The sequence below is a fragment of the Luteibacter sp. 9133 genome, from assembly GCF_000800155.1.
In the GTDB taxonomy this organism is placed as follows: Bacteria; Pseudomonadota; Gammaproteobacteria; order Xanthomonadales; family Rhodanobacteraceae; genus Luteibacter; species Luteibacter mycovicinus.
On sequence record NZ_JUHO01000001.1, the window covers coordinates 2,665,668 to 2,687,611 of the forward strand.

Here is a 21,944-nt window from a genome sequence, read left to right on the forward strand (position 1 = left end):
GTGAATTAACGGCGCAGGCCGAGGCGTTCGATCAGGGTCTGGTAGCGAGCGAGGTCGTTCGTCTTGAGATAGGCAAGCAGCTTCTTGCGCTGATTGACCATCTTCAGCAGACCGCGACGCGAGTGGTGATCCTGCTTGTGCGCCTGGAAGTGATCCTGGAGCTGGAGGATGTTGGCGGACAGCAGGGCGACCTGGACTTCGGTCGAGCCGGTGTCGTTTTCCTTGCGGCCGTAATCCTTGATGATCTGACCAGTCTGTTCGGGAGTAAGCATGTGTATCGATTCCTTAAAAGCGGATACGAGACTTGCGCAACCTCAACGGATACCGATGAAGTTGCGCAAGCCTCGCTTTTGAATGAAAGCTGTTAAACGAGCACGTAATTGTAACGTCCTGCGCGTAGCGGCAACAAGCCCGGTCAGACGGGCGGCATGTTCAGGCCCCGCACGATCCTCAGGATGCCGTCTTCGCCGGCTTCCCCGAGCGCCATCAGGCGCCCGTCGGCACCCCAGACACCGCAGCGACCGGGTGAAACGCCCTGCCCCAGCGGCACCGGCTGGCCGAAACCGAGGACACGGGTCTGTTCCGGGTCGAGTTCCACCCGGGGAATATGACTGAGTCCGGCGTCGACCGGCAAAATACAGGCTTCGAGTGGATCCGGCCCGGTTTCGGCAGCGATGCGAAGTTCGTCCAGCGTCACCATCGCCGGCGCCATGAACGGCTCGACCCAGAGCCGGCGCAAGCCCGTGAGGTGGGCGCCGCAACCGAGGTTCGCACCGAGATCCACCGCAAGGCTGCGCACGTACGTCCCCGAGCCACACTCGACCATCAGGCGCACGGTGTCGCCCTCGCGACCGATCACCTCGAGACGGTACACGTCGACCTCGCGCGCCGGCACGTCGACGTCCTCACCGCGACGGGCGCGGACATACAGCGGCACGCCGTCCTGCTTGATCGCCGAATACGCGGGAGGGATCTGCACGATGTGCCCGCGCAGGGGCGCCAGCGCGGCTTCGATGACCGCATCGTCCAGCGCGGGCACCGGGCGTGTCTCCACCACCTCGCCCTCGAGATCGGCGGTGGTCGTGGTCACACCCAGGCGAACCTCAGCCTCGTAGGCCTTGCGCGAGCCGAGCAACCAGCCGGCGAGCTTGGTCGCCTCGCCGAAGCACAGTGGCAACAGGCCCGTGGCGAGCGGATCGAGGCTGCCGGTATGGCCACCCTTGGCGGCGCCCACGAGCCGACGCGCCGTCTGCAGCGCCTGGTTGGAACTCAGGCCGAGCGGCTTGTCGAGCAGAAGGATGCCGTGCAGGTCACGGAAGGTTCGGCGATTCATCACACACGCTTACCCGCGCGCCAAGCGCGCGGTCATCAGGTTTCGTCGGACGGATCGGCCGGCGGAACGGGGTTTTCGCGCAGCAGGCGCTCGATGCGCTCGCCGGTATCGACGGATTCGTCGTACTTGAAACGCAGCTGCGGCACGCGACGCAGGATCATCGACTTCGACAGCGAATGACGGAACTCGGGGGCGAGCTCCTTCAGCGCCTTGACCACCACCGCCGACTGGTCGGGCATCAGCGCCGTCACCCACACGGTGGCCCAGTCGAGGTCACGGGTTACTTCCACATCCGACACGCTGACCGAAGGCAGCGCGTGGTCGCGCACGGCGGCGTGGACCAGTTCGCCGATTTCACGGCGAAGCTGGGCGGACACGCGGTCGGTACGCTTGAAATCACGGGACGGCATATCCGCCTCCAGCCTGAATAAGGTGCACTAACGAAAAAGCCTCCCCGGCGTATGCCGGGGAGGCGCATTGCATGCCGTTACAGCGTGCGCGGCACTTCGATACGCTCGAAGCACTCGATCTGGTCGCCGACCTTGACGTCGTTGTACTGCTTGACCGCGATACCGCATTCCATGCCGTTACGGACCTCGTCGACGAGTTCCTTGAAGCGGCGCAGCGACTCGAGTTCGCCCTGGAACACCACCACGTTGTCACGCAGCACGCGGATCGGCTTGGAGCGCTTCACCAGGCCCTCGACGATCATGCAGCCCGCGACCGCGCCGAACTTCGACGAACGGAACACGTCGCGGACCTGCGCGATACCGATGATCTCTTCGCGAATCTCGACACCGAGCAGACCCGACGCCGCCTGCTTCACCTGATCGATGACGTCGTAAATGATCGAGAAGTAGCGGACATCGAGACCGTTGGTATCGATCACCTTGCGTGCCGACGCATCCGCACGGACGTTGAAGCCGATGATCAGCGCCTTGGACGCCGCCGCCAGCGTGGCTTCCGACTCGGTGATGCCACCCACGCCGGACGAGATCACGTTCACCTTGACCAGCTCGTTGCCGATCTGGGTGAGCGAATCGCGCAGCGCCTCGACCGAACCCTGCACATCCGCCTTGACGAGGATGTTGAGGGTCTGCTGGCCCTGACCCTGACCCATCTGGGCCATGATGTCTTCCAGACGGTTGGATTTGCTGACCAGGCGGGTCTCGCGACGCTTGAGCAGACGCTCAGCCGCCACTTCGCGCGCCAGACGCTCGTCCTTCACGGCGACGAAATCGTCACCCGACTCGGGCACGCCCGACAGACCCAGGACCTGGACCGGAATCGACGGACCGGCTTCATTGACCTGCTTGCCGGTTTCGTCGACGAGCGCACGCATGCGGCCGTATTCGACACCGCAGACGACGAAGTCGCCCTTCTTCAGCGTGCCCTGCTGCACCAGCACCGTCGCCACCGGACCGCGACCGCGGTCGAGGCTGGATTCGATCACGACACCCGAAGCGCGGCCATCGGCCACTGCCTTGAGCTCCATGATTTCAGCCTGGATCGAGATGGCGTCGAGCAGCGCGTCCACGCCGTCGCCCGTCTTCGCCGAAAGCGGCACGAACGGGGTATCGCCACCCCACTCTTCAGGGATGACTTCGAGAAGGCCGAGGCCCTGCTTGACGTTGTCCGGGTTGGCGCCGGACTTGTCCATCTTGTTGACCGCGACGATCAGCGGCACCTTGGCGGCGCGCGCGTGCTTCACGGCTTCCTGCGTCTGCGGCATGACACCGTCGTCGGCGGCGACCACGAGCACCACGATATCCGTCGACTGCGCGCCGCGGGCACGCATGGACGTAAACGCCGCATGGCCCGGGGTGTCGAGGAAGGTGATGACGCCACGGCTGGTTTCGACGTGGTAAGCGCCGATGTGCTGCGTAATGCCACCCGCTTCGCCGGAGGCGACCTTGGTACGACGGATGTAATCGAGCAGCGAGGTCTTGCCGTGGTCGACGTGACCCATGATCGTGACGACCGGCGGACGCGTGACCTTGTCGCCCTCGAGCTCCGCATTCTGCGTGTGCGTCGCGAGCGCGGCTTCGGCGTCGTTCTCGGTGGCGCGAACCGGGTTGTGACCCAGTTCTTCGACCACGAGCGCGGCGGTGTCATGGTCGATCGTCTGATTGATCGTGGCCATGACGCCCATCTTGAACAGCGCCTTCACCACCTCGGCGCCCTTGACGGCCATCTTCTGGGCCAGCTCGGTCACGAGGTTGTTGTCGCCGATCACGACGTCACGGACCACGGCGGCCGTCGGACGGGTGAAGCCGTGCGGACCGCCCGACGAGGCGGCGCCACGCGACGCCGTCATGCGGCCACGGTCCTTGCCACCGCCACGACGGTTGTTGCTGGACGAGCGGCGTGCGCGGTCGGCATCGGAAAGATGCATTTCGCCACCCGCGAAGCGCTTGCCACCGGCTTCACGATCGTTACGACCGCCACCGCCGGGAGCACCGCCACCACCACCGTGCTTCGGACGCGCGTTGCCGCGCGTATCGTTGGCGGCAGCCACGGCACCGGGCGCCGGACGCGGCGCGGCCGGACGTGCGGCGGCGGGAGCCGCCGCGACAGGTGCCGGAGCCGGAGCCGGCGCGGGCGGCGGGACAGGCTTGGACACCACGCGCTCGCGCTTGCGCGGCTCGTGAATGCGCGGAAGGATCATGCCGAGCGAACGCGTATCGAGCTTGGCGGTCTGGTGCGTCGGCAGGCCATCGTCGCCCAGCGGCGCGGTGGACACCGGGGCCTCAGGGGTCGCTTCCGGCGCGGCCGCAGGCGCGGCGGCCGGCGTCGCGGCGGCTTCAGCGCTGGCGGCCGCGGCACGTGCCGCTTCGGCGCGTGCATGCTGCTCGGCAGCTTCTTCAGCCTGACGGCGTGCTTCGGCGGCGGCTTCTTCCTGACGGCGTGCTTCGGCCTCGGCTTCGCGACGGGCCGCTTCGGCCTGATCGCGACGCTCGGCTTCTTCACGGCGCTCCGATTCCTCGTGCTCGCGCTGAGCCTGCGATTCGGCCAGCTTGCGCACGGCGTCCTCGCGCTCCGGCTCGTGCGACGCATCCTCGGCGATGGCGCTGCGCTTGACGTATGTACGCTTGGCACGGACCTCGACGTTGACCGTCTTGGCCGGACCGGCACCACGACCGGAACCGGACGCCACCTTCAGCTCGCCGACCGTGCGGCGCTTCAGGGTGATCTGTCGCGGCGCGGAGGCGTCCCCTTCGGGAGCGGCCTCGTTCTTGCCGTGGGTGCGGCGCAGGAAACCCAGCAGTTTCACCTTTTCGGTGCTGCTGATGACCTGCTCCGCATCGGAGAAATTCATGCCGGCTTCGCCAAGCTGCCCGAGCAGCTTGTCGACCGGTAGGCCCAGTTGATGGGCGAGTTGTTTGATAGTGACGTCCGACATGGTTCTTTATTCTCCGCCTTTCCCGCGCGTAACCTTACGTGCCGACGATGACCCGTACGGCTGCCTCCATCCCTGGCGGGAGACCTCATGGCCTCCCTCGAGGCGTCCGTCCAGGACGCTTCCGGTCTCGCGCTTAACCACCTTTCTCCAGGCGGGCGATCATCGGAGCGCGCGCAGCCATGATCAGCTGCGATGCGCGGTCCTCCGTCATGCCTTCGATATCGATGAGCTCGTCGACGGCGAGATCGCCGAGGTCGTCGAGCGTCTTGATGCCACGGTCCGCCAGCGCGATAGCGACCGTTTCGTCCATGCCGTCCAGGCCGAGCAGTTCTTCGTCGACCGCGACTTCCTCGACGCCTTCCTCGGCGGCGAGCGCCTCGGTCAGCAGGGCGTCACGGGCACGGGCACGGAGTTCCTCGACGATGTCTTCGTCGAAGCCTTCCACCGCCAGCAGCTCGGCACTCGGCACGTAAGCAATTTCTTCGATCGACGAGAAACCTTCCTGCACCAGGATGCTGGCGATTTCTTCGTCGACTTCGAGCTTGTCCTGGAACAGCGCCAGGGCGGCGGCCTGCTCGGCCTCGCTCTTGGCGGTGACCTGATCCTGCGTCATCACGTTGAGCTGCCAGCCCGTGAGCTTGCTCGCCAGGCGGACGTTCTGACCACCGCGACCGATCGCCTGGGACAGCTTGTCCTCGGCGACGGCGATATCCATGGAGTGCTTTTCCTCGTCCATGATGATCGACTGCACTTCGGCCGGCGCCATCGCATTGATGACGTACTGAGCCTGGTTCTCGTGCCACAGGATGATATCGACGCGCTCACCGTTGAGCTCGTTGGACACGGCCTGGACGCGCGAACCGCGCATGCCGATGCAGGCGCCGATCGGATCGGTGCGGCTGTCGTGGGCGACCACGGCGATCTTGGCGCGGTCGCCCGGATCGCGGGCGCAGCCCTTGATTTCGACGAGGCCCTGACCGACTTCCGGCACCTCGAGCTTGAACAGTTCGATCATGAACTCCGGCGCGCTGCGCGAGACGAACAGCTGCGGACCACGGATTTCCGACTTCACTTCGTACAGGTAACCGCGGACGCGGTCGCCGACGCGGGCCGACTCACGGGGAATCGTCTTGTCGCGCGGAATGAACGCCTCGGCGTTGCTGCCCAGATCGAGGTAGACGTTGCCGCGCTCGACGCGCTTGACGATACCGGTGACCAGCTCGCCCACGCGATCGACGAAGGCGTCGACGACCTGCTGACGCTCGGCTTCGCGAACGCGCTGCACGATCACCTGCTTGGCGGCCTGCGCGGCGATGCGGCCGAATTCGGCGTTTTCGATCTGATGCTCGATCCAGCCACCGACTTCGGCGACTTCGCCTTCACCGGCTTCGTCTTCGGCGTCCATCAGGCGGATCTGGTAGGACGGATCCTCCATCTCGCCGTCGTTCTCGATGATCTCCCAGCGACGGAAGGTCTCGTAGTCGCCCGTATTGCGGTCGATTTCGACCCGGATGTCCGGATCTTCCTCGGGGTAGCGCTTTTTCGCGGCCGAAGCCAGCGCCGCTTCCATGGCGTCGAAAATCACTTCGCGCGGCACGCCTTTTTCATTGGCGACCGCGTCGACTACCAGCAAAAGTTCTTTGCTCATTGCCGCTACTCCCGTAAGGATGCCCCGCGGCACCCCATCAATCGTTATTTAGGTTTCTTACCGCCCGGCGTGGGCTTCGGCTGCGGCGCATAGCCGAGTGCCACCCAGTCGGGAACCACGCGGGCGCTTTCGACGTCCGCATGCTCGAATTCGAATCGGCCAGCCTCGCCCTCGACCACAATGTGCTCGCCGTTTACTTCAACGACGTTGCCCTTGAGGCGACGGCGACCGTCGACCGGGGCTTTGAGCAGCACCTTGATCTCCTGACCACTGACACGGGCGAACTGCTCCGCCGTGAAGAGGGGACGATCGATACCGGGAGAGGAGACTTCCAGTACATAGTTGCCGGGGATCGGATCTTCAACGTCCAGGTAAGCCGAGAACTCGCGGCTTGCCGCTTCGCAATCCTCGACGGCGACCTCGACGGGGAGCTCCGCGCCCTTGCGACGTTCGCGCTCGGCCTCGAGCACGTCCAGATAGACGCGCAGCGTCATCTGTCCGTCGGACGGACCGAACTCCATACCCAGCACTTCGAGGCCGAGCTCGGCCACGATGTCTGAAAAGCGTTGTGAAAGTGCGTTGGTATCCACGTTACCTGCGGTTTTTCCATTCGCCAGAAACAAAAAAAGGGCGCGAGCGGCCCATTCCATTACGTCGCCGATGTATCCGACACTTTCCTCCAGCGAACGCCGCGATGCCCTGACGGCGCTCACGAAAATGTCGCAGGACGCCTCCGTGCGCCCAACAAAAAAGCCTCACGAGGAGGCTTTCTTGTAAAAAGAAAGTTCCTGAAGCAGCCAGCGACGAAAGGCCGTAACCGATGTCAATGGCGCTTAAGATTCACTGAGTCTATCGTATTTTACCGCCGTCATGCAAGGTCGCGGACCTGAACCCGCGTCCGCCCGAGCCCGTCGGACCGCACGCGGACGGAGCGTTGCCGTCGGGAACGTCACGTAGCGCTCCGCGCGTCCGTGCTCCCGATTCGTCCATAAATTCATGCAGTTGCGTACGCCTGCCCGTTCCAGACCTGCCGCGCTGCCGGTTCCGTATCGCACGTGGCGAGACACCGACAGGCGATCCTTTCCCCATGCATGAAGAAACACCGTATCCCCGCTTCGCCTCACAAGGCCGCGCGTATGTCTACGTGCTGCCATGTCGTGACGAAGACCTGCTGAAGGTCGGCTTCTCGCGTGACCCGTTCACGCGCTTCAGCACCCTGCACCGTCGGTTCTTCGACTTTTTCGATCTGGATCGCGGGATGTTGCTCGACGCCGAACGGGTCATCCACGCACGACGTATCGAGCGACGGCTCATCGAGGCCTTCGCCGGGCAGCGCGCCAACGCCCCGCTGGTCGTACCGGTTTCCGCCGCCGGGCATACCGAATGGTATCGCGGCGTGCACGGGGAGGTCGGCACGCTGCTCGGGGAGATCGCCGCCGCGGAGAGTCTTTCGCTGGAGCGGAGTCTGAGCCCCTGGCTACGCGGCTACCTGGATGCGCGGGCCGATCTTCTGCACGACTGGTCGCTGCGCGTCGTCGATACGCTCGACTGGGCAACGCACAACGCGCCCGGGGACCCGGGAGCGCCGAAACTGCGCCGCGCACTGCTGGATACGCTGGACATGTTCTCCGCCGCTGGACTGACGATCGACGCGCTCGTACCCGATCGCGTGCTGGAGTGGTACGCCAACGGCGAGCATCGCCGCCTGTTCGGTTAACGACGCATCAAGAGGCCAGATCGCGCGACCGGCTCGGCGGCAACGCGTTCCACCGCCCCCACGCCCGACGCAGCTGCCTTGCCGACCCGAAACCGGAACGCTCGGCGACCGCCTCCATGCCCAGCTGCGAACCTGACAGCAATTCGCTGGCCAGAGCCACCCGCATGCGGTTTACGTAGTCGATGACGCTCATCCCCGCATGCTCGTTGAACAACCGGGACAGGTGTCGCGGACTGATAGCCGCTTCGCGCGCCAGCGCCGTCACCGTCCACTCGCGGGCGGGATCGCCGGCCACGGCGTCCTGTGCGCGATGGATGGAGGGATGCATGTGGTTGCGGCCCTCGAGCCACGGTGACAGTTGTGGATCGTCGCCTGCGCGCCGCAGATAAACGACGAGAAAGCGCGCCACGGCGACCGCGACGGCCGCGCCAGCGAGGCCGGCAACGACGTGCAGCATCAGGTCGATTCCAGCGGTGATACCGGCACTGGTGAGGCGCTCGCCATCCACGACATAAAGGCGGTTTTCGCGGACGTGAGCGGAAGGTGCCTCACGCGCCAGTTGATCGGTGCAACCGTGGTGGGTCGTACATGCATGCCCGTCGAGCAAGCCGGCCCGTGCCGCGAGGATCGCACCGGAACAGATCGTCGCCACGCGGATGCCAGGACGGATCGAACGGCGCAGCCAGTCGACGATGGCCTGCTCGTGCGCGGCATGCTGCGCGTCGCCGGTCACCGGCTCTCCAAGCGGCAGGTCCGCGTGGCCCGGCACCACGACCAGCGTATCGTCGGGCAGTCGCGCCGGCATGGGCCGGATGCCCGATATCGTCATACCCACCGAGCTCCCAAGTGTCCGTGCAGGCCCGATGTAGACCACATCGAAATGTACCGCTTCCTGCTCGAGGTTGGCCTTGCGCAACACCTCAATGGGCCCGGCCACGTCCAGCAGCAGCACCCGCGGCGGCACGACTACATAGACGGGGATCCGGCGAGGTGTCGTTTGCATCATGCAGCCCTGAGTGCCTGCGTCTCGAGCGCGGCATCCACCGTCACGATGCGGGCGAAGCGGTCCGCGAGAACCAGCTCCGTCCGCGCGCGGATCTCGGCCGCGCTCCACTCGCGACCCGTGACATCCACCATCGGGAACGTGAGCGTCGCCTCGCCGACGAAGTCGACGGCGTAGCCAAGGTCCGAAGCGTGGCGGGTCGTCGTCTCACAGCACTGTTCGGTGCGGATGCCCGAGACGATCAGACGACGGACAGCGTTCGTGGTCAGCCATACGTCGAGGCCGGACCCGACCAGCGCGCTGTGGCGCCGCTTACGAAAGACGGCATCGGCATCGATCCGCAAGGGCTTCAACGGCATAACCAGGCCGGATGCCTCGCTGAACGGACCGGTATCTTCGACATGGAACACCTGGACCACGCGGATGCCAGCACGCTTCGCGCCATCGATGAGAGCCTGCTGACGCTCGATATACCCGTCGACGTCGTCTGTCCGCCAGTAGGGGCGGGAACGGAACGACTCCTGGGCATCGATGACGATCAGCGCGGTTTCGGAAGCGGACATGGCGGAGCTCCTCTCGTGGGAATGAGGACAGTTTCCGCGCATGAACGCAAGCGCGCGAGTCACGACCCGGACCGCTGGCGGACAAATCACGCCACGAAGGCGGCATCCTGGTAATCGATCTCTACATGGCCGATCCACCGCGCGGCGCGCCGGGTCAGCCGGTCGGCCTCCCCCTCACCGTCGAAGCTCACCGTCTCCGTGGTGAGTCGACTGCGCTCGAAGTCATCGAAGGTATTGACGTTCACTACGGCGTAGCGCGCGCCGTCGATATCGCTGGTGGCCACCGGCACGGCCCCGCATCGCGTACACACATGAAACGCCGCGGTCCCGGTTCCGAACGCATACGACGACGTCCTGTCCGCACCGGCGATCCTGATCCTGAGCCTTGCATCGGAATGCGCAGTCCATACACCACCGTGCTTCACGCAGAACGAGCAGGTGCAGGCACGCGCGGGCACGGAAGCGCCCTCGCCGGGCCAGTCCAGTTCAAATGCGATGTTTCCGCAGTGACAACTACCCTGAATGAGCATCGAGTCGATTCCTGATTACGTGCCGCCGCCGAGAGGCACCCGTGAGTGCATTTGCCAGCCCTCGTCGCTGCGCGTCATGACATGGACATCGGCGCAGTGACACACCACGCCATGCGCCGACCCAAGCCGGTCTTCGAGCGTCGCCACCACCGCATCGCGATCGCCAAGGATGTTTCGCGCAACCGAAAGATGCGGCACGAAGCGCTCGAAGACGCGCCCTGCGGTCGGACGGTCGGGGAATGCGGATTCGAGCGCGGCGGCTAGCGAGACGATGGCCTCGGCAGATCGGGGGGCCAGCCAGACAGTAGAGGGAAACGTACCCACCTCGTCGAGCGCGAACGAAACGGGCGCATGCTGCCTCGCGACATCGCGCAACCGCTCCGCGACATCGTCGTCGATCGCCTCGCTATCGAGAAAGGGATAGACCAGCGTAATGTGCGCACCGAGCCCCAGCCGGGCGGCGGGGTCCAGTCGTGCACGAAGGTCGCCGACCAGTGGCTCGGCATCGGGCACCAACAGGGCGAGCAGGGTTCGACTCATGCCGGCCACGTTATCACCGCTCACCAGTCCCGCGACAGCGCTAGCGCGACGGCCAGTACCACGCCGGCTCATCGAGCATGCCCTGCCCCACCATTCCCGCTGGCGACAATCCGGTGCCTCTCCCTCAGGAAAGGCACCGGACCCCACAGCATCACTCACGTCGGATCAGTTAGTCCACGTAGCCTTCAGCGACACGCCCGAGAACGCGGCATAGCCATTGAGCAGCACGTAGTACGTCCCCGTCTGCGGCGAGGCAAACGAGCAGCTTTCGGTGTTACCGGTCACGTACGGACGGCAGTCGTAGCTCGACGTCGTCGGCGCCGAACCGAACTTCACGTAAAGATCCGCATCGCCCGTGCCACCCGAGATCGCGATCTTCAGGCTCTTCGCGCCCGACGGGATCGCCACGGAGTACTTCAGCTGGCCGTTCTTCGCCGCCGACAATCCGGTCGCCGCGACGCCGTTCTGCAGCACGGTGCCACCACCGGTGCCGCCCGACGAGCTCACGGTCACCGACGAGGTCTTCGTGCTGGTGGCGCCCGCATTATCCGTCACGGTTTCAGCGACGCTGTACGTGCCTGCGGCGCTGTACGTGTGGCTCGGGCTGGTAGCCGTCGAGGTGCTGCCATCGCCGAAAGTCCAGGCATGCGACGCGATGCTGCCGTCGCTGTCGGTGGAACTGTCGGTAAAGGTGGCGACGAGCCCGTTGGTCGCGACACTGAAGTTCGCAACCGGCGGCGCGTTGGTGCTGCCACCGCCGCCTCCGGTCACCCAGTTGGCCTGCGCGTACGTGTTGAGCTTACCGATATCGAAGCTGCCGAAACCGGTCGCTTCGTCGAAGCCCGTCGCCGCGGTGTAACCGTGGCTCTGGTAACCGTTGTTACCGGAGGTCACGTCATGCAGCAGCGAGGTCTGCGTCGGGAACGCCTGATAGAACTTCGACGCCGGGAAGCCGATCGCATTGTTCGCCGCGGATTCGATGCGCGCAAACGCACCGACGAACAGCGGGGAGGCAAGGCTGGTTCCGCCCACCTGTTCGGTCGATCCATTGACGACGATCAGCGCACCCGAGGACGAAGCCGCATCGAACGCCAGGTCCGGACCGACGCGCTTGGTCGAGCTGGATACCGACGACTGCCATGACGGTGCCGCCTCGTAGAGGCTGACGCCGCCACCCGTCGCCCACAGGCGCTGGTTGTTGTCGCCCTGGCTCGGCGCGATCGCCGAGAGGCCTTCGTTCCACACCGTTTCGCCCGACCACGTCGTGCCGCTGGTGGACAGCGTCGTACCACCGACCTGGATGACGTACGGCGAACTCGCCGGTTCACTCACCGAATAGTGGGTCAGGTCGATCTTCACCGTACCGGCGGAATTCGCCACGTAGCCTGGCGAGCCCGAGGTGGGATCGGTCGACCACTGGTAGACACCCGCGTCGCCGGAAGCGATCGAGAAGGTCTGACCCTGAGCCACGGCCTGCTGGAAAATCGCGTCGTCGGCCGCCTGGGTACCCGACTGCTGCGCGGCAGTTTCGTCTTCGCCGAGCGACACGTTGATGAGCTTGGCGATGTTGTCGGTGACGGCACGGTTATACGAGGCGGTGATACCCGCGTCGGTGATGCCCGACGAACTGGAATCGCCGTTGGCCGAGGTATAGAAGATCAGTTGCTTCACGCCTCCGGCGATACCGACGATGTCCTGGCTGTCCAGCGACCATTCGCCGTTGGAATCCGGATCGTTGGCGAACGTGCCGCTCCCCACCTTGGTGATCGTGGAGTTCACCGTAGCCAGACCTGCGCCCGAGGTGAAGCTGTTCAGATCGGTCACCGTCTGCGTGATCGATCCCCAGGTGATGATGCCCACCGCGGTATTCGTGGCGGCCGGCAGACCGCTGCCACCGTAGATAGCGGCGAAATCCTGAGGATGATGCGCAGCGACGGCGGCGGCAGCCTGCGTGCCGACGTTCGGTCCGGGAACCGTGACGTCCTCGGGGTGATATACGTGGTGCAGCGTGTGCTTGACGGACACGTTCTGCAGACCGAGCACGGCGTTGACACTGTCACCAAGCGACGCCGGGACCAGTGCGGGTGCATCGTTGGCGAAGAACTCACGGCCATTGGCGCTGAAGCGCTTGATCGACGTGCGGAACCCGTTCGTCACGGCACCCGCCGTACCATCGGCAGAGATCAGCAGACGGTTCGGTGCGACTTCGATGTTGGTGAAGCCGGCCTGCTGCAGGTGGGCTACGACGGCGTCGACCTGCGACTGCGTCGGCCCGAAGCGTTCGGTGAACTGCGACGGCGTAAGGAACTTGCCGAAGCGTGCGCTACCCGGCGTGGTCAAGTCGGCAAGGAAGGTCTGCAACGCATCGGGATTGCGCAACTTCAGCGCGACCTCCACATGCAGCGGATGATCGGCTTCCAGTGCCGTGACCGCGGCGCCGTCGATCCGCGGTGAGCCCGTCATGTTCAACGTATAAGCATTGCCGGTCGTCGTCGCGCTGGTCGAACTCGCCGCCAGCACCTGGGTGCTGGCGGGCGGTGACATCGCCGCCTGTGTATGCGTCGAGACCCAGGCGTCTTCCGCATGCGCTGAAAGGGAGGACATCGCCAGGGCGATGGCAACCGTCAATGCGGTCTTCTCAATCTTCATGGATGGTCCTTCGTCTGCCCGTAAGTGGCCTGCCGTGAAGCGACAGGCCTGACACGTCCGGCTTTGCGGCGGCACCTCGGATTCCCTGCCCCGAATCGCGAATACGCAGGAAAATACGAATACCCCACCGCTCCACCGGGTCTTTCCCCTGTCCCTGAAGCCATGACGGGTTCAGGCTTTCGCGAAGCTTTCGTGCCGGGTGAAGTCAGAAACTCATGACGGCGTGACGTGACGGACCACGCAGAATAAGGCACGGCGGCGGGGCGCCACGCCTCTGAGCAGGCGTGCAGGACCGATGTGTTACGACCGACCCGTTCGCACGATCTTGCGTCTTTGCCGAAAACGGGACGACCGCATGCGCCCTCAGGTGGATCGACGCGCACGCACCTGATCGAGCAGCGCGGCAACGACAGCGCGCCCTTGCGCGAGATCCATGAACTGCAGGGGCGCACGATGTTCGAGTTCAGCGTGAGGGGTTCGCAGCCATCGTCCCAGCCAGGCCGCGGCGTCGAGGTTCACGTCGGGACCGCCTTCGACGGCCGCCCCGAGACCGAGCAGCGTTTCGCCCAGGAAGACCGCGAGTGCCATGACGCCTTCGGATTCGCGGGGCGACAGTCGATCTTCGTCCACCACCTTCTGGCGAACGCGTACCCGATGCAGGCCCAGGTAGAGCATGAGGTTGTCTTCGGACAGGCGCAGATCGTAGGCGAGGTCCATGACCAGCTCAGGCGGCAATCCGCGGCGAATCATCTCGACGCGCTCCAGCGGGGTCGCGCGTGCCATGTCGGCGTAGACCGGTGAAACGCCTTTGCGGCGCGGGGAAACTACCATGTCGTCACTCTCCGGGTAACCAGTGGCCCGCTAACGTGCCACAGCGCATAGCGTCATGACTTGAGAATCGGGACCGGTTTCCGCTTGCAGTCGCGGAACGAGCCTGTGTACCGTCGGGCGATTCCACCCGCCGGAGTCACGCGTGAAGCCACTGTCCCTGCTGCTTTCGACCTGCCTCGCCGCCTCGGCCGCCCTGCCCCTTGCCGCCGTCGCGGCGCCCGCCCACTTCGCGGTGGAGAACGGGCAGTTCCTGCTCGACGGCAAGCCCTACGTGATTCGCTCCGGCGAGATGCACTACCCGCGCATCCCCCATGCCGAGTGGCGTGACCGCCTGCGCAAGGCCCGGGCGATGGGTCTGAATACCATCACCACCTACGCTTTCTGGAATGTGAGCGAGCCGGAGCCCGGTAAATTCGACTTCACCGGCGACAACGACGTTGCGACCTTCGTGCGCACGGCGCAGGAAGAAGGCCTCAACGTGATTGTCCGGCCAGGTCCGTTCGTCTGCGCGGAGTGGGAATTCGGCGGCTTCCCGGCGTGGCTGCTGCGCACGCCGGGTCTCCGCGTGCGTTCGTACGACGCGCGTTTCCTCAGCGCCAGCGCCGCATGGTTCAAACGACTGGGACAGGAACTGGCTCCGCTGCAATCCACCCGTGGCGGTCCCATCCTGATGATGCAGGTGGAGAACGAATACGGTTACGTGGGTAACGATCGCGATTACATGGCTGCCATCCGCCAGCAGATGCTCGATGCCGGCTTCGACGTTCCCTTCTTCATGTCCAACGGACCGGGCCCCACCTGGATGAGTCGCGGCACGCTGCCCGGCATGCTTTCGGTCATCAACTTCACCGGCGACGCCACGAAAACCGAGCGCGCCTTCAGGCGGTCGGCAGCACAGATGGAAGGCATGCCGAAGATGGCTGGCGAATACTGGAGTGGCTGGTACGACCGCTGGGGCGAGGAGCACAAGACGCGCTCGACCGAAGAAGTCGCCGGCTCGCTCGGCTGGATGCTCGACCACGACATCTCATTCAACCTGTACATGGTGGACGGCGGGACCAACTTCGGCTGGATGAACGGCGCCAACAACGACGATGCGCATTACCTGCCCGTCACCACGAGTTACGACTACGACTCGCCCATCGATGAAGCGGGCAGGCTCACGCCCAAATACGATGCGCTGCGCAAGGTGATCGCCGCGCATCTGCCCAAGGGCGAGCATCTGCCGAAGCCGCCGGCTTCGTCGCCCACGACCGCCACGGCGCGCGTCGAACTGCGTGAGTCGGTCGGCCTGCTCGATGCCCTGCCGACGCTTTCGGCACAGCCCAGGACCTCAGTGACACCGCAGGGGATGGAAAGCTTCGGGCAGAACTACGGCCTGATCCTCTACCGCAAGAAGCTCGACAACGACGCAAAGGGCAAGCTGGACGTGAACGATGTCCACGACTACGCCACCGTGCTGACGGACGGCCATGCGATCGGAACGCTGGACCGGCGCAAGGACGAACACAGCCTGCCCGTCGACCTGAAGAAAGGCAGCACACTCGACCTGATCGTCGAGAACATGGGCCGTATCAACATCGGCCCCGGCATGGAGGACGACTACAAGGGGATCACGTTCTCGGTCCAGCTGGCTGGAGAGGATCTGACGCAGTGGACGGTCTATCCGCTGCCGCTGAACGATCTTTCCGGCCTGAAGTACGGCTCGGGTGCGGCTCCCGGTGGCCCGGCGTTCTGGCATGGCACGCTCGAGGTTCCCACCGTGGCCGGCACGTTCCTCGACATGCGCGGCTGGCATAAGGGCAACGTCTGGATCAACGGGCACCATCTGGGCCGCTTCTGGGAAATCGGGCCACAACAATCGTTGTACGTGCCGGCATCGTGGTTGCACAAGGGCAGGAACGACGTGGTCGTTCTCGAGATGCAGGGCGGCGGTTCGCACAGCGTCGCTGGCATGGCGAACCCGGTTTTCTCTACCAAACCAGCACCGTGAGAGGGTTCCCTACCGAATACGTGTAGGACAGCGCTGACAGACGGGCGTCCGAATACCGCTTATTGTTCATCCGCGCACGGCCCTCCCGGAGCCGTGTGTCACGCAACACGTCACTGACCGCCCCCCACTTGGTCAGTGATTTTGAGCGGCGCTCGATGCGCCGCTTTTTTTATCTCCGGCTTCCGCCACCGTCTCGTTCCATGAAGCCTTCAGCGAAGCGTCGGCAAAGTTCTTCGTCGCCAGGATACGGGCGTAATAAGGACCGGCGCGCGGTGCATCGAAGGTGCAGCGAGCGGCACCGTCGGTCAGCGCCACATGGCAGTCATAGCTGCTGTCGGTGGGTACCGATCCGAACTTCACGTAGAGCTCGGCCAACCCCGCCGGCCCCGTCAATTCGATGTCCAGGTGAGACGCCCCCAGGGGCGGACGAGCGAAGTAATGCAGCTCGTAGGTCGCAACGGCCGACAGGCCCGGTCGCGCCGTTCCGTTGCGCAACTCCGGCGGGAAAGGCATGACGCGAACCGGCAACGTCCGGTCGAACGTCTTGCCCTCGCCATCCGCGATGGTCTCGCGCACCTCGTAGACGCCGACGCGCGAATACGCGTGGATGGGCGCGGCGGCCACGGACGTGGCGCCGTCGCCGAAGTCCCATGTCCGATTCAGGACCGTGCCCTCGGATTCATCGGTGAAGGAGGCCGTCAGCCCCTCCGCCACGACCGAGAAGGCCACGGGTCCGCTATAAGGCTTGAGGTGCGGCGCCACCTCGGCAGCCGGCATCGTAGTGCTTCCCGTCACTTCCGGGGGCACAGAAGCCTCCTTCCCCACGTTTCCGCAGGCGGAAATCGCGACGAGTGCCCCCAGAACGAAGCCCGACCGGCCGCCCATCCGTGCGTTGCTGTCCATTCGCCTCTCCCCTCGGCCGTCTCCGGCCGGATCATCGGTATAACCCACTCGCGCCACCTCGGCCTGCCCGCTGCCGATTCGGCGTGACGCTAGCGCGGCAGACCGGAAGAAGGCGTCAACAGCGGTTTTTCCCTCGAAGATCCCCGGCGACGCCGACAGGTGTCGTCGCCACGAGTCGCCGCGCATGGAGGTCGCTCCTACGCATGTCGTGCTCGTTTATCACAAGGGCTCGGGGGGAACCGTCGAAGATAAACGCCGGCGGCGCAGCAGGAAGAGCACGGCGCCCAGTGGAAACGAGATTCCGATGACCCATGGGTCGTAGCCGTCTCTGAACGCGGAAGCGCTGAAGAACTGGAAAGACAACGGATAGAGACGGATGTCACCGGTGGCCCAGTTCATCCGGAGCGTCATCGCGCCAACCAGGGTAAAGACGGCCCAGGTCCGCTTCCAGCGAAATTTTGGCGTACGCACGCAGATGACGAAAACAACCAGGCAGAACAACGGAAGCACGATAGCCAGAAACAGCATCGCCAGTTGTGCCGGCCCTTTCCCCGTCAACGTGAACGCACCGGCTCGCTCCTGCTCAGCCGTGATCATCCACGCATGCAAGCCGACCACCGCGGTCTTGCCGTCACGGGTCATCAGAGTCGCCGTAGCGAGCATGCGCCGCTCGGCGAATCGATACTCGTAGGTGATGTCGTAGCGGGTCTGTCCATCCCGCGAGAAGAACTTCGACCCGACCAGCTTGCTCTCATCCGGCTCGCCTTTCGGCAGCTGATCCGTCATCCGGGTCAGCGCATTGTCGCTCGCCTGATCGCGGAAGGCCGGGTCCATCTCGGCACGCAATGCGTCATTGCGTCCCGCGTGCCAGTCGTCCAGCGCTTTCTTCGCCATTTCAGACTGCGGGTGGGGCGCGAACTTCGCGACCAACGCATCCTGATTGCATCCCACCATGCACAGCGCCAGCAGCGCGGCGCCCATCCAACGCATCATCCGAACCATGTCGTCCCCGTCCTGAGTCCCTGATGGCGGAGAGTATTCGCACGAAGGACGCCGGGCGCAAGCCGCCGGTTCAGCGGAAGCCGCGCATCCCGAGTACGGAAGCCTCCGCCTGCACACGCCTCGATGCATCGGCTACTTCAATACTGACCACTGTCTTACCGATGGGCGCTAGCGCGATGCCCGCGAGCTTCAGGTGCTGGATGGCAAACGGAATGCCGATGATCGTGACGAAGCAGGCAATCGCGGACATCACATGTCCGATGGCCAGCCAGACGCCGGCGAACAGAAACCAGATGATGTTGCCGATCGTGCCGAGGCCGCTGGTGCCGATGTCGCCGCGCCCAGTGAGGTCACGCCGGTTGACCGCCTCCTTGCCGAACGGGAAGAAGGCGAACGTTCCGATGACGAAACACGCACGCGCCCAGGGAATGCCGACGATGGTGATGAATGCGATCAGGCCGGCCAGCCACCAGCCCAGCCCCATGACGAAGCCGCCGAGGATGAACCAGAGAAAGTTGAAGATGGTGCGCATGTCGTCTTCCTTGTGAATGTACGGGAGTAACCTAGGACGTGGGCCGAGGGTGAGCAAGTGTCACTCGTCATAGCCCGCGTGCCTCGCGACGGTCAAAGCCACTCGCACGCCTCACCGGGCGCAACCCAGCCCGGCATCCGGAAGCCGGTGTCGGTCACTTCGCCGGGGACATGGCATCGATCCACGCAACGACCTGCACCCAATGTCGCCCGACAGCATATTTCCGAAACGAGGCGGGTCCACCGTTCATGGCCGAAAGGTCCGTACCTTTTTCAAGGAGGAGCATGGCGATATTTTCGCGGTCGACGCCACCAAGTGCGGGCAGCCCATAACGTCCCGGCGTCGATGGGGCGATGCCGACCGAGAGTGCATACCGCACCATGCCGATGTCCCCGGCACTCGCCGCGATGTGCAGCAGCGTATTGCCATCGGCTGCCGCGGCCCTGGGATCGCAACCGCGCTCGACGAGCCAGCGCGCAATCGCTTCACCCTGCCAGCGCCGCTTGTCGGTACTGAAGTGGTTGAGCAGCAATGTCACAGGCACTCGCCGTGCCTCCGCGTCGTGATCCGCGTCGTCACTGAAGGTCAGCGAGGGATGCGGCTCGGTCGCATGCTCTTCCCAGATGCGTTTGACGGACGCGAGGTCGCCACTGCGGATCGCGGCGCGAAACGCACTGTCGATCTTCGCCTGATCCCGTCGCCCTGCCGTGTCCAGAAGACCCCGGGCGATCAATGGATCCACCAGAGTGATTCGGCCGTAACGCAAGGCCTCCTCCAGCAAGGAACCCAGATACGGTCGAAAACCAAGCGTTTCGTCGGGAAGCGTATGCGTGACCGGCGCACCGAGTTCGATCATGCGACGCATGGCTGCGTCATCATGCGATCCCTCATTGGACACGGCTCGAAAAAGGATCTCTCCGGCCTCGGCTGAGTCGAAACGGAAGCCCTCCGCCGCCATCGTCGTGACCGCTTCCTGGGAGAGATGAATCCACCTGTCCGCCCTCCCGACCTCGTCGATGGCGCGCTCGAACTCGACCACTTCCGGCGGCATGCCCACGTAACTCCCCAGAAAGTCCTCGACCGTATGAACGTCGTGACCCACGGCGATCGTGACCTTATAGACCGGAAGGTCGGTCACCGGTGCATGATAGACCGGTCGTAACGACCACAGGTTCGTCGTTTCGATGCGGCGCGCGAGCGCGGCCGCGGCGGCAGGTGACACGCGATACGCGTGGCGCCCAGAGACGTCGGCGTAATCGGCGCCTTCGTAGATGACGCTTCCATCACCCCGGACTTCGATCCGATAGGAAGGGCACGCGCCATAGCACTGCCCACGCGACAGCGACATTCGAATGTCCGCGAGTGGCGCTTTCGGAGCCGGAACGCGACGGGCAGGACGTTCCACCTCGGCCACCATCTCCGAAACGATGGCGGTCACCGGTGCACCATCGACTTCGAAGGGCGCATACCGCCAGTGGGCCAGTCGCCCCAGGAGCGCGCGCCGGGAAACCGCCATCGGCGATTCGCCATCCAGATTCGCTCCCGTACTGAAGCAAGTTACGCGCCCTTCCGTGTCTATCCGGAGCAACAGATCAAATCCCCATCGCTCCGCTTTCGTGTCGAAGGGATAGTCGATCAGGGGCGCGGGAAACCTGCGATGGGATGCAGTGTCTGACTCATCGACTGGGTGGCCAAGCAGTTGCTCGGGCGAACACGGACCAGGCGCCGCGGCCCTGACCGTGGCCGACATGAAAAGGAAACTCAGAACCGCCGCGTACCGCATCCGTCCGTGCATTCGTTGTTCTCCCGCGCCGCGCGTGGCGCACCTGCCGATCTTCGCACGATCCTGCGAGCATGCGCAGGCCACGCTTGCACGGTTTTACGGCCAGGTGCTAGCATTTTCCCCGCTACCCCGTCGGGCGTAGCCGTAAGCGTTTACGTCAACCAACGCGCATATCTGGACAGACCGGCTCTCCGTGAGCGGCTGTTCGCTGCGCGGAGTGTGTGACGTGAATATGTTTACCCAACGCTTCACCGGGAACCTCTCGTTCCTGTCTGTTGTAAAGCGGCCGGCATCGATCGCCCTGCTTCTTTTCCTTCTCGTTGGATTCGCCGATGGCGCCATGCTGCCGTTCTTCGCCTTATGGGCGCAGGGCGAAGCCGGTATTCCCGTGGCGTGGATCGGCGTGCTCTTCGGCTGCTACGCGGGCGGAGAGATTCTCGCGACACCTTTTATCGGCGGCATCGCCGACCATATAGGGCGACGGCCTGTACTGCTTTGCTCGACACTGGGCGTCGGACTTGGATTTGCGATGCTTTATTTTTCGCATGGGGTTTTCCAGGCCGCGTGTGTCCTGCTCTTCATCGGCGTAAGCGAGAGCGTCCTGCATCCGACGATTGCCACCGTTATCGCGGACACCATTCCCGGCGAGAAAACACGTTCCTACTTCTCCCTGGCGCGAGTGATGTCGAACATCGGGCGCGCCGCCGGCCCGGCCGTCGGGGCCGTTCTGGTCCTGCATTCCCTCGGAACCGTGTTTCTCGGATCCGCAGTTGCCCTGTTCGCGTGCGCCTGCCTTGTCGCCCTGGCGTTGCCGGAGACGCGCCGCGCCGGTTCGTTGGCGGACGATGACGATGAAGAGGGGCTCGCCTCGCTGCTTCCCGCTTTCCGCGATCGTCGCCTCGCCGGTCTGCTGGCCTGGGTCGTCCTGTTGGAGATGTCGAGCAGCTGGATCGAGGCCGTGCTTCCTCTCTATGCGCACGGCGGGCACACGCTTACGCCATCCGGTGTCGGCAGCCTGTTCACCTACGGCGCGCTGCTCGTGGTCGTCTTCCAGTTTCCGCTTACCCGAGTGACGCGGAACGCGTCGGAATCGACACTGATCGTCGCCAGTGGCGTCGTGCTGGCGATGGCGTTCGTGGCGCTCATGCTGTCGTCCGGTTTGACCACACTGATCGTCGCGATGACCGGCTTCGCTTTCGCCGACATGTTATTCGGGCCGCTCGTTCCCGCCGCGGTCAATGCCATGGCCCAGGACGGCAACCGTGCGACCTACATGGCCGCTATGTCGGTTGCGAACGACATCAAGGACACCGTCGGGCCCGCGACCGGCACCGCGCTGTTTGCTGTCGGGGTGCATGTGCCCTGGGTGGGAGGGATGGTGATCGCGGCGCTGGCGGCGTGGGGACTTGCTTCATCGATGAGACGCTCCCGGGGTCAAGACCGTCGTATCCCATAGCGATCCCTCGCCCGCTCGAGCGCCCCGTCGATTCCCTCCCGACGCCATCGTGCACAGA

Annotated in this window: 19 protein-coding genes; 3 read left to right on the forward strand and 16 right to left on the reverse strand. The window is 64.6% G+C overall.

The genetic code is table 11. The annotated features are described in order from the left end of the window. Nucleotides 1-5: 5 nt before the first annotated feature. From rpsO to rimP, 6 genes are all read right to left on the reverse strand, one after another. Nucleotides 6-272: a 30S ribosomal protein S15 gene (rpsO, locus tag FA87_RS11425; protein WP_036112276.1), complete on the reverse strand. Its 267-nt coding sequence runs from the start codon at nucleotides 270-272 to the stop codon at nucleotides 6-8. A gap of 143 nt (nucleotides 273-415) precedes the next feature. After that, nucleotides 416-1,333 carry a tRNA pseudouridine(55) synthase TruB gene (gene truB, locus FA87_RS11430; RefSeq protein ID WP_043694659.1) on the reverse strand — a complete coding sequence of 306 codons (918 nt, stop codon included), beginning with the start codon at nucleotides 1,331-1,333 and terminating at the stop codon, nucleotides 416-418. 35 nt (nucleotides 1,334-1,368) lie between these two features. Then, entirely contained in the window at nucleotides 1,369-1,743 is a 375-nt protein-coding gene (rbfA, locus tag FA87_RS11435; protein ID WP_036112272.1) for a 30S ribosome-binding factor RbfA, read from the reverse strand. Between the two features lie 77 nt (nucleotides 1,744-1,820). Continuing rightward, the gene (gene infB / locus FA87_RS11440; protein WP_043694662.1) at nucleotides 1,821-4,736 is read right to left on the reverse strand and encodes a translation initiation factor IF-2; all 2,916 of its coding nucleotides are present in this window, start codon (nucleotides 4,734-4,736) and stop codon (nucleotides 1,821-1,823) included. 133 nt (nucleotides 4,737-4,869) lie between these two features. Then, complete coding sequence (nusA, locus tag FA87_RS11445; protein WP_036112267.1) at nucleotides 4,870-6,384, reverse strand: transcription termination factor NusA; 1,515 nt, start codon at nucleotides 6,382-6,384, stop codon at nucleotides 4,870-4,872. A 44-nt stretch (nucleotides 6,385-6,428) separates the two neighbouring features. Next, a complete protein-coding gene (gene rimP, locus FA87_RS11450) occupies nucleotides 6,429-6,974 on the reverse strand; it encodes a ribosome maturation factor RimP (RefSeq protein WP_036117358.1) in 546 nt (181 codons plus the stop codon). A 497-nt stretch (nucleotides 6,975-7,471) separates the two neighbouring features. Here rimP and FA87_RS11455 point away from each other — a divergent pair, with 497 nt between their 5' ends. Continuing rightward, nucleotides 7,472-8,101, forward strand: a complete 630-nt coding sequence (locus FA87_RS11455; RefSeq protein ID WP_052191324.1) for a GIY-YIG nuclease family protein — start codon at nucleotides 7,472-7,474, stop codon at nucleotides 8,099-8,101. 7 nt (nucleotides 8,102-8,108) lie between these two features. Here the strand turns inward: FA87_RS11455 and FA87_RS11460 are convergent, their stop codons facing one another. The 6 genes from FA87_RS11460 to FA87_RS11485 form a co-directional block, all read right to left on the reverse strand. Then, a complete protein-coding gene (locus tag FA87_RS11460; RefSeq protein WP_081996690.1) occupies nucleotides 8,109-9,104 on the reverse strand; it encodes a helix-turn-helix domain-containing protein in 996 nt (331 codons plus the stop codon). Then, nucleotides 9,104-9,667 (reverse strand): isochorismatase family protein, encoded by a 564-nt coding sequence (locus FA87_RS11465; protein ID WP_043694666.1) that lies wholly within the window; start codon nucleotides 9,665-9,667, stop codon nucleotides 9,104-9,106. The genes FA87_RS11460 and FA87_RS11465 overlap by 1 nt, the downstream gene beginning before the upstream one ends. A gap of 86 nt (nucleotides 9,668-9,753) precedes the next feature. Beyond that, nucleotides 9,754-10,197 carry a hypothetical protein gene (locus FA87_RS11470; RefSeq protein ID WP_043694668.1) on the reverse strand — a complete coding sequence of 148 codons (444 nt, stop codon included), beginning with the start codon at nucleotides 10,195-10,197 and terminating at the stop codon, nucleotides 9,754-9,756. A gap of 15 nt (nucleotides 10,198-10,212) precedes the next feature. Further along, a complete protein-coding gene (locus tag FA87_RS11475; protein WP_052191325.1) occupies nucleotides 10,213-10,737 on the reverse strand; it encodes a 2'-5' RNA ligase family protein in 525 nt (174 codons plus the stop codon). A gap of 165 nt (nucleotides 10,738-10,902) precedes the next feature. Then, nucleotides 10,903-13,386, reverse strand: coding sequence for a protease pro-enzyme activation domain-containing protein (locus tag FA87_RS11480; protein WP_043694671.1), 2,484 nt, complete (start codon nucleotides 13,384-13,386; stop codon nucleotides 10,903-10,905). 363 nt (nucleotides 13,387-13,749) lie between these two features. Continuing rightward, nucleotides 13,750-14,217, reverse strand: a complete 468-nt coding sequence (locus FA87_RS11485; protein ID WP_036112250.1) for an antitoxin Xre/MbcA/ParS toxin-binding domain-containing protein — start codon at nucleotides 14,215-14,217, stop codon at nucleotides 13,750-13,752. A 142-nt stretch (nucleotides 14,218-14,359) separates the two neighbouring features. On the opposite strand from FA87_RS11485, the gene FA87_RS11490 reads away from it, so the two are divergent. Next, the gene (locus FA87_RS11490) at nucleotides 14,360-16,210 is read left to right on the forward strand and encodes a beta-galactosidase (protein WP_043694674.1); all 1,851 of its coding nucleotides are present in this window, start codon (nucleotides 14,360-14,362) and stop codon (nucleotides 16,208-16,210) included. A gap of 132 nt (nucleotides 16,211-16,342) precedes the next feature. On the opposite strand, the gene FA87_RS11495 is transcribed toward FA87_RS11490, so the two are convergent. From FA87_RS11495 to FA87_RS11510, 4 genes are all read right to left on the reverse strand, one after another. Continuing rightward, complete coding sequence (locus FA87_RS11495; protein ID WP_081996580.1) at nucleotides 16,343-17,299, reverse strand: PKD domain-containing protein; 957 nt, start codon at nucleotides 17,297-17,299, stop codon at nucleotides 16,343-16,345. Between the two features lie 33 nt (nucleotides 17,300-17,332). Continuing rightward, nucleotides 17,333-18,094 carry a hypothetical protein gene (locus tag FA87_RS11500; RefSeq protein ID WP_156128544.1) on the reverse strand — a complete coding sequence of 254 codons (762 nt, stop codon included), beginning with the start codon at nucleotides 18,092-18,094 and terminating at the stop codon, nucleotides 17,333-17,335. Nucleotides 18,095-18,185: 91 nt separating this feature from the next. Then, nucleotides 18,186-18,647, reverse strand: coding sequence for a YccF domain-containing protein (locus FA87_RS11505; RefSeq protein WP_036112241.1), 462 nt, complete (start codon nucleotides 18,645-18,647; stop codon nucleotides 18,186-18,188). 154 nt (nucleotides 18,648-18,801) lie between these two features. Continuing rightward, nucleotides 18,802-20,163, reverse strand: coding sequence for an ankyrin repeat domain-containing protein (locus FA87_RS11510; protein ID WP_043694682.1), 1,362 nt, complete (start codon nucleotides 20,161-20,163; stop codon nucleotides 18,802-18,804). Between the two features lie 499 nt (nucleotides 20,164-20,662). Between FA87_RS11510 and FA87_RS11515 the strand changes: the two genes are divergently transcribed. Beyond that, nucleotides 20,663-21,886: an MFS transporter gene (locus FA87_RS11515; protein WP_052191326.1), complete on the forward strand. Its 1,224-nt coding sequence runs from the start codon at nucleotides 20,663-20,665 to the stop codon at nucleotides 21,884-21,886. Nucleotides 21,887-21,944 lie beyond the last annotated feature (58 nt).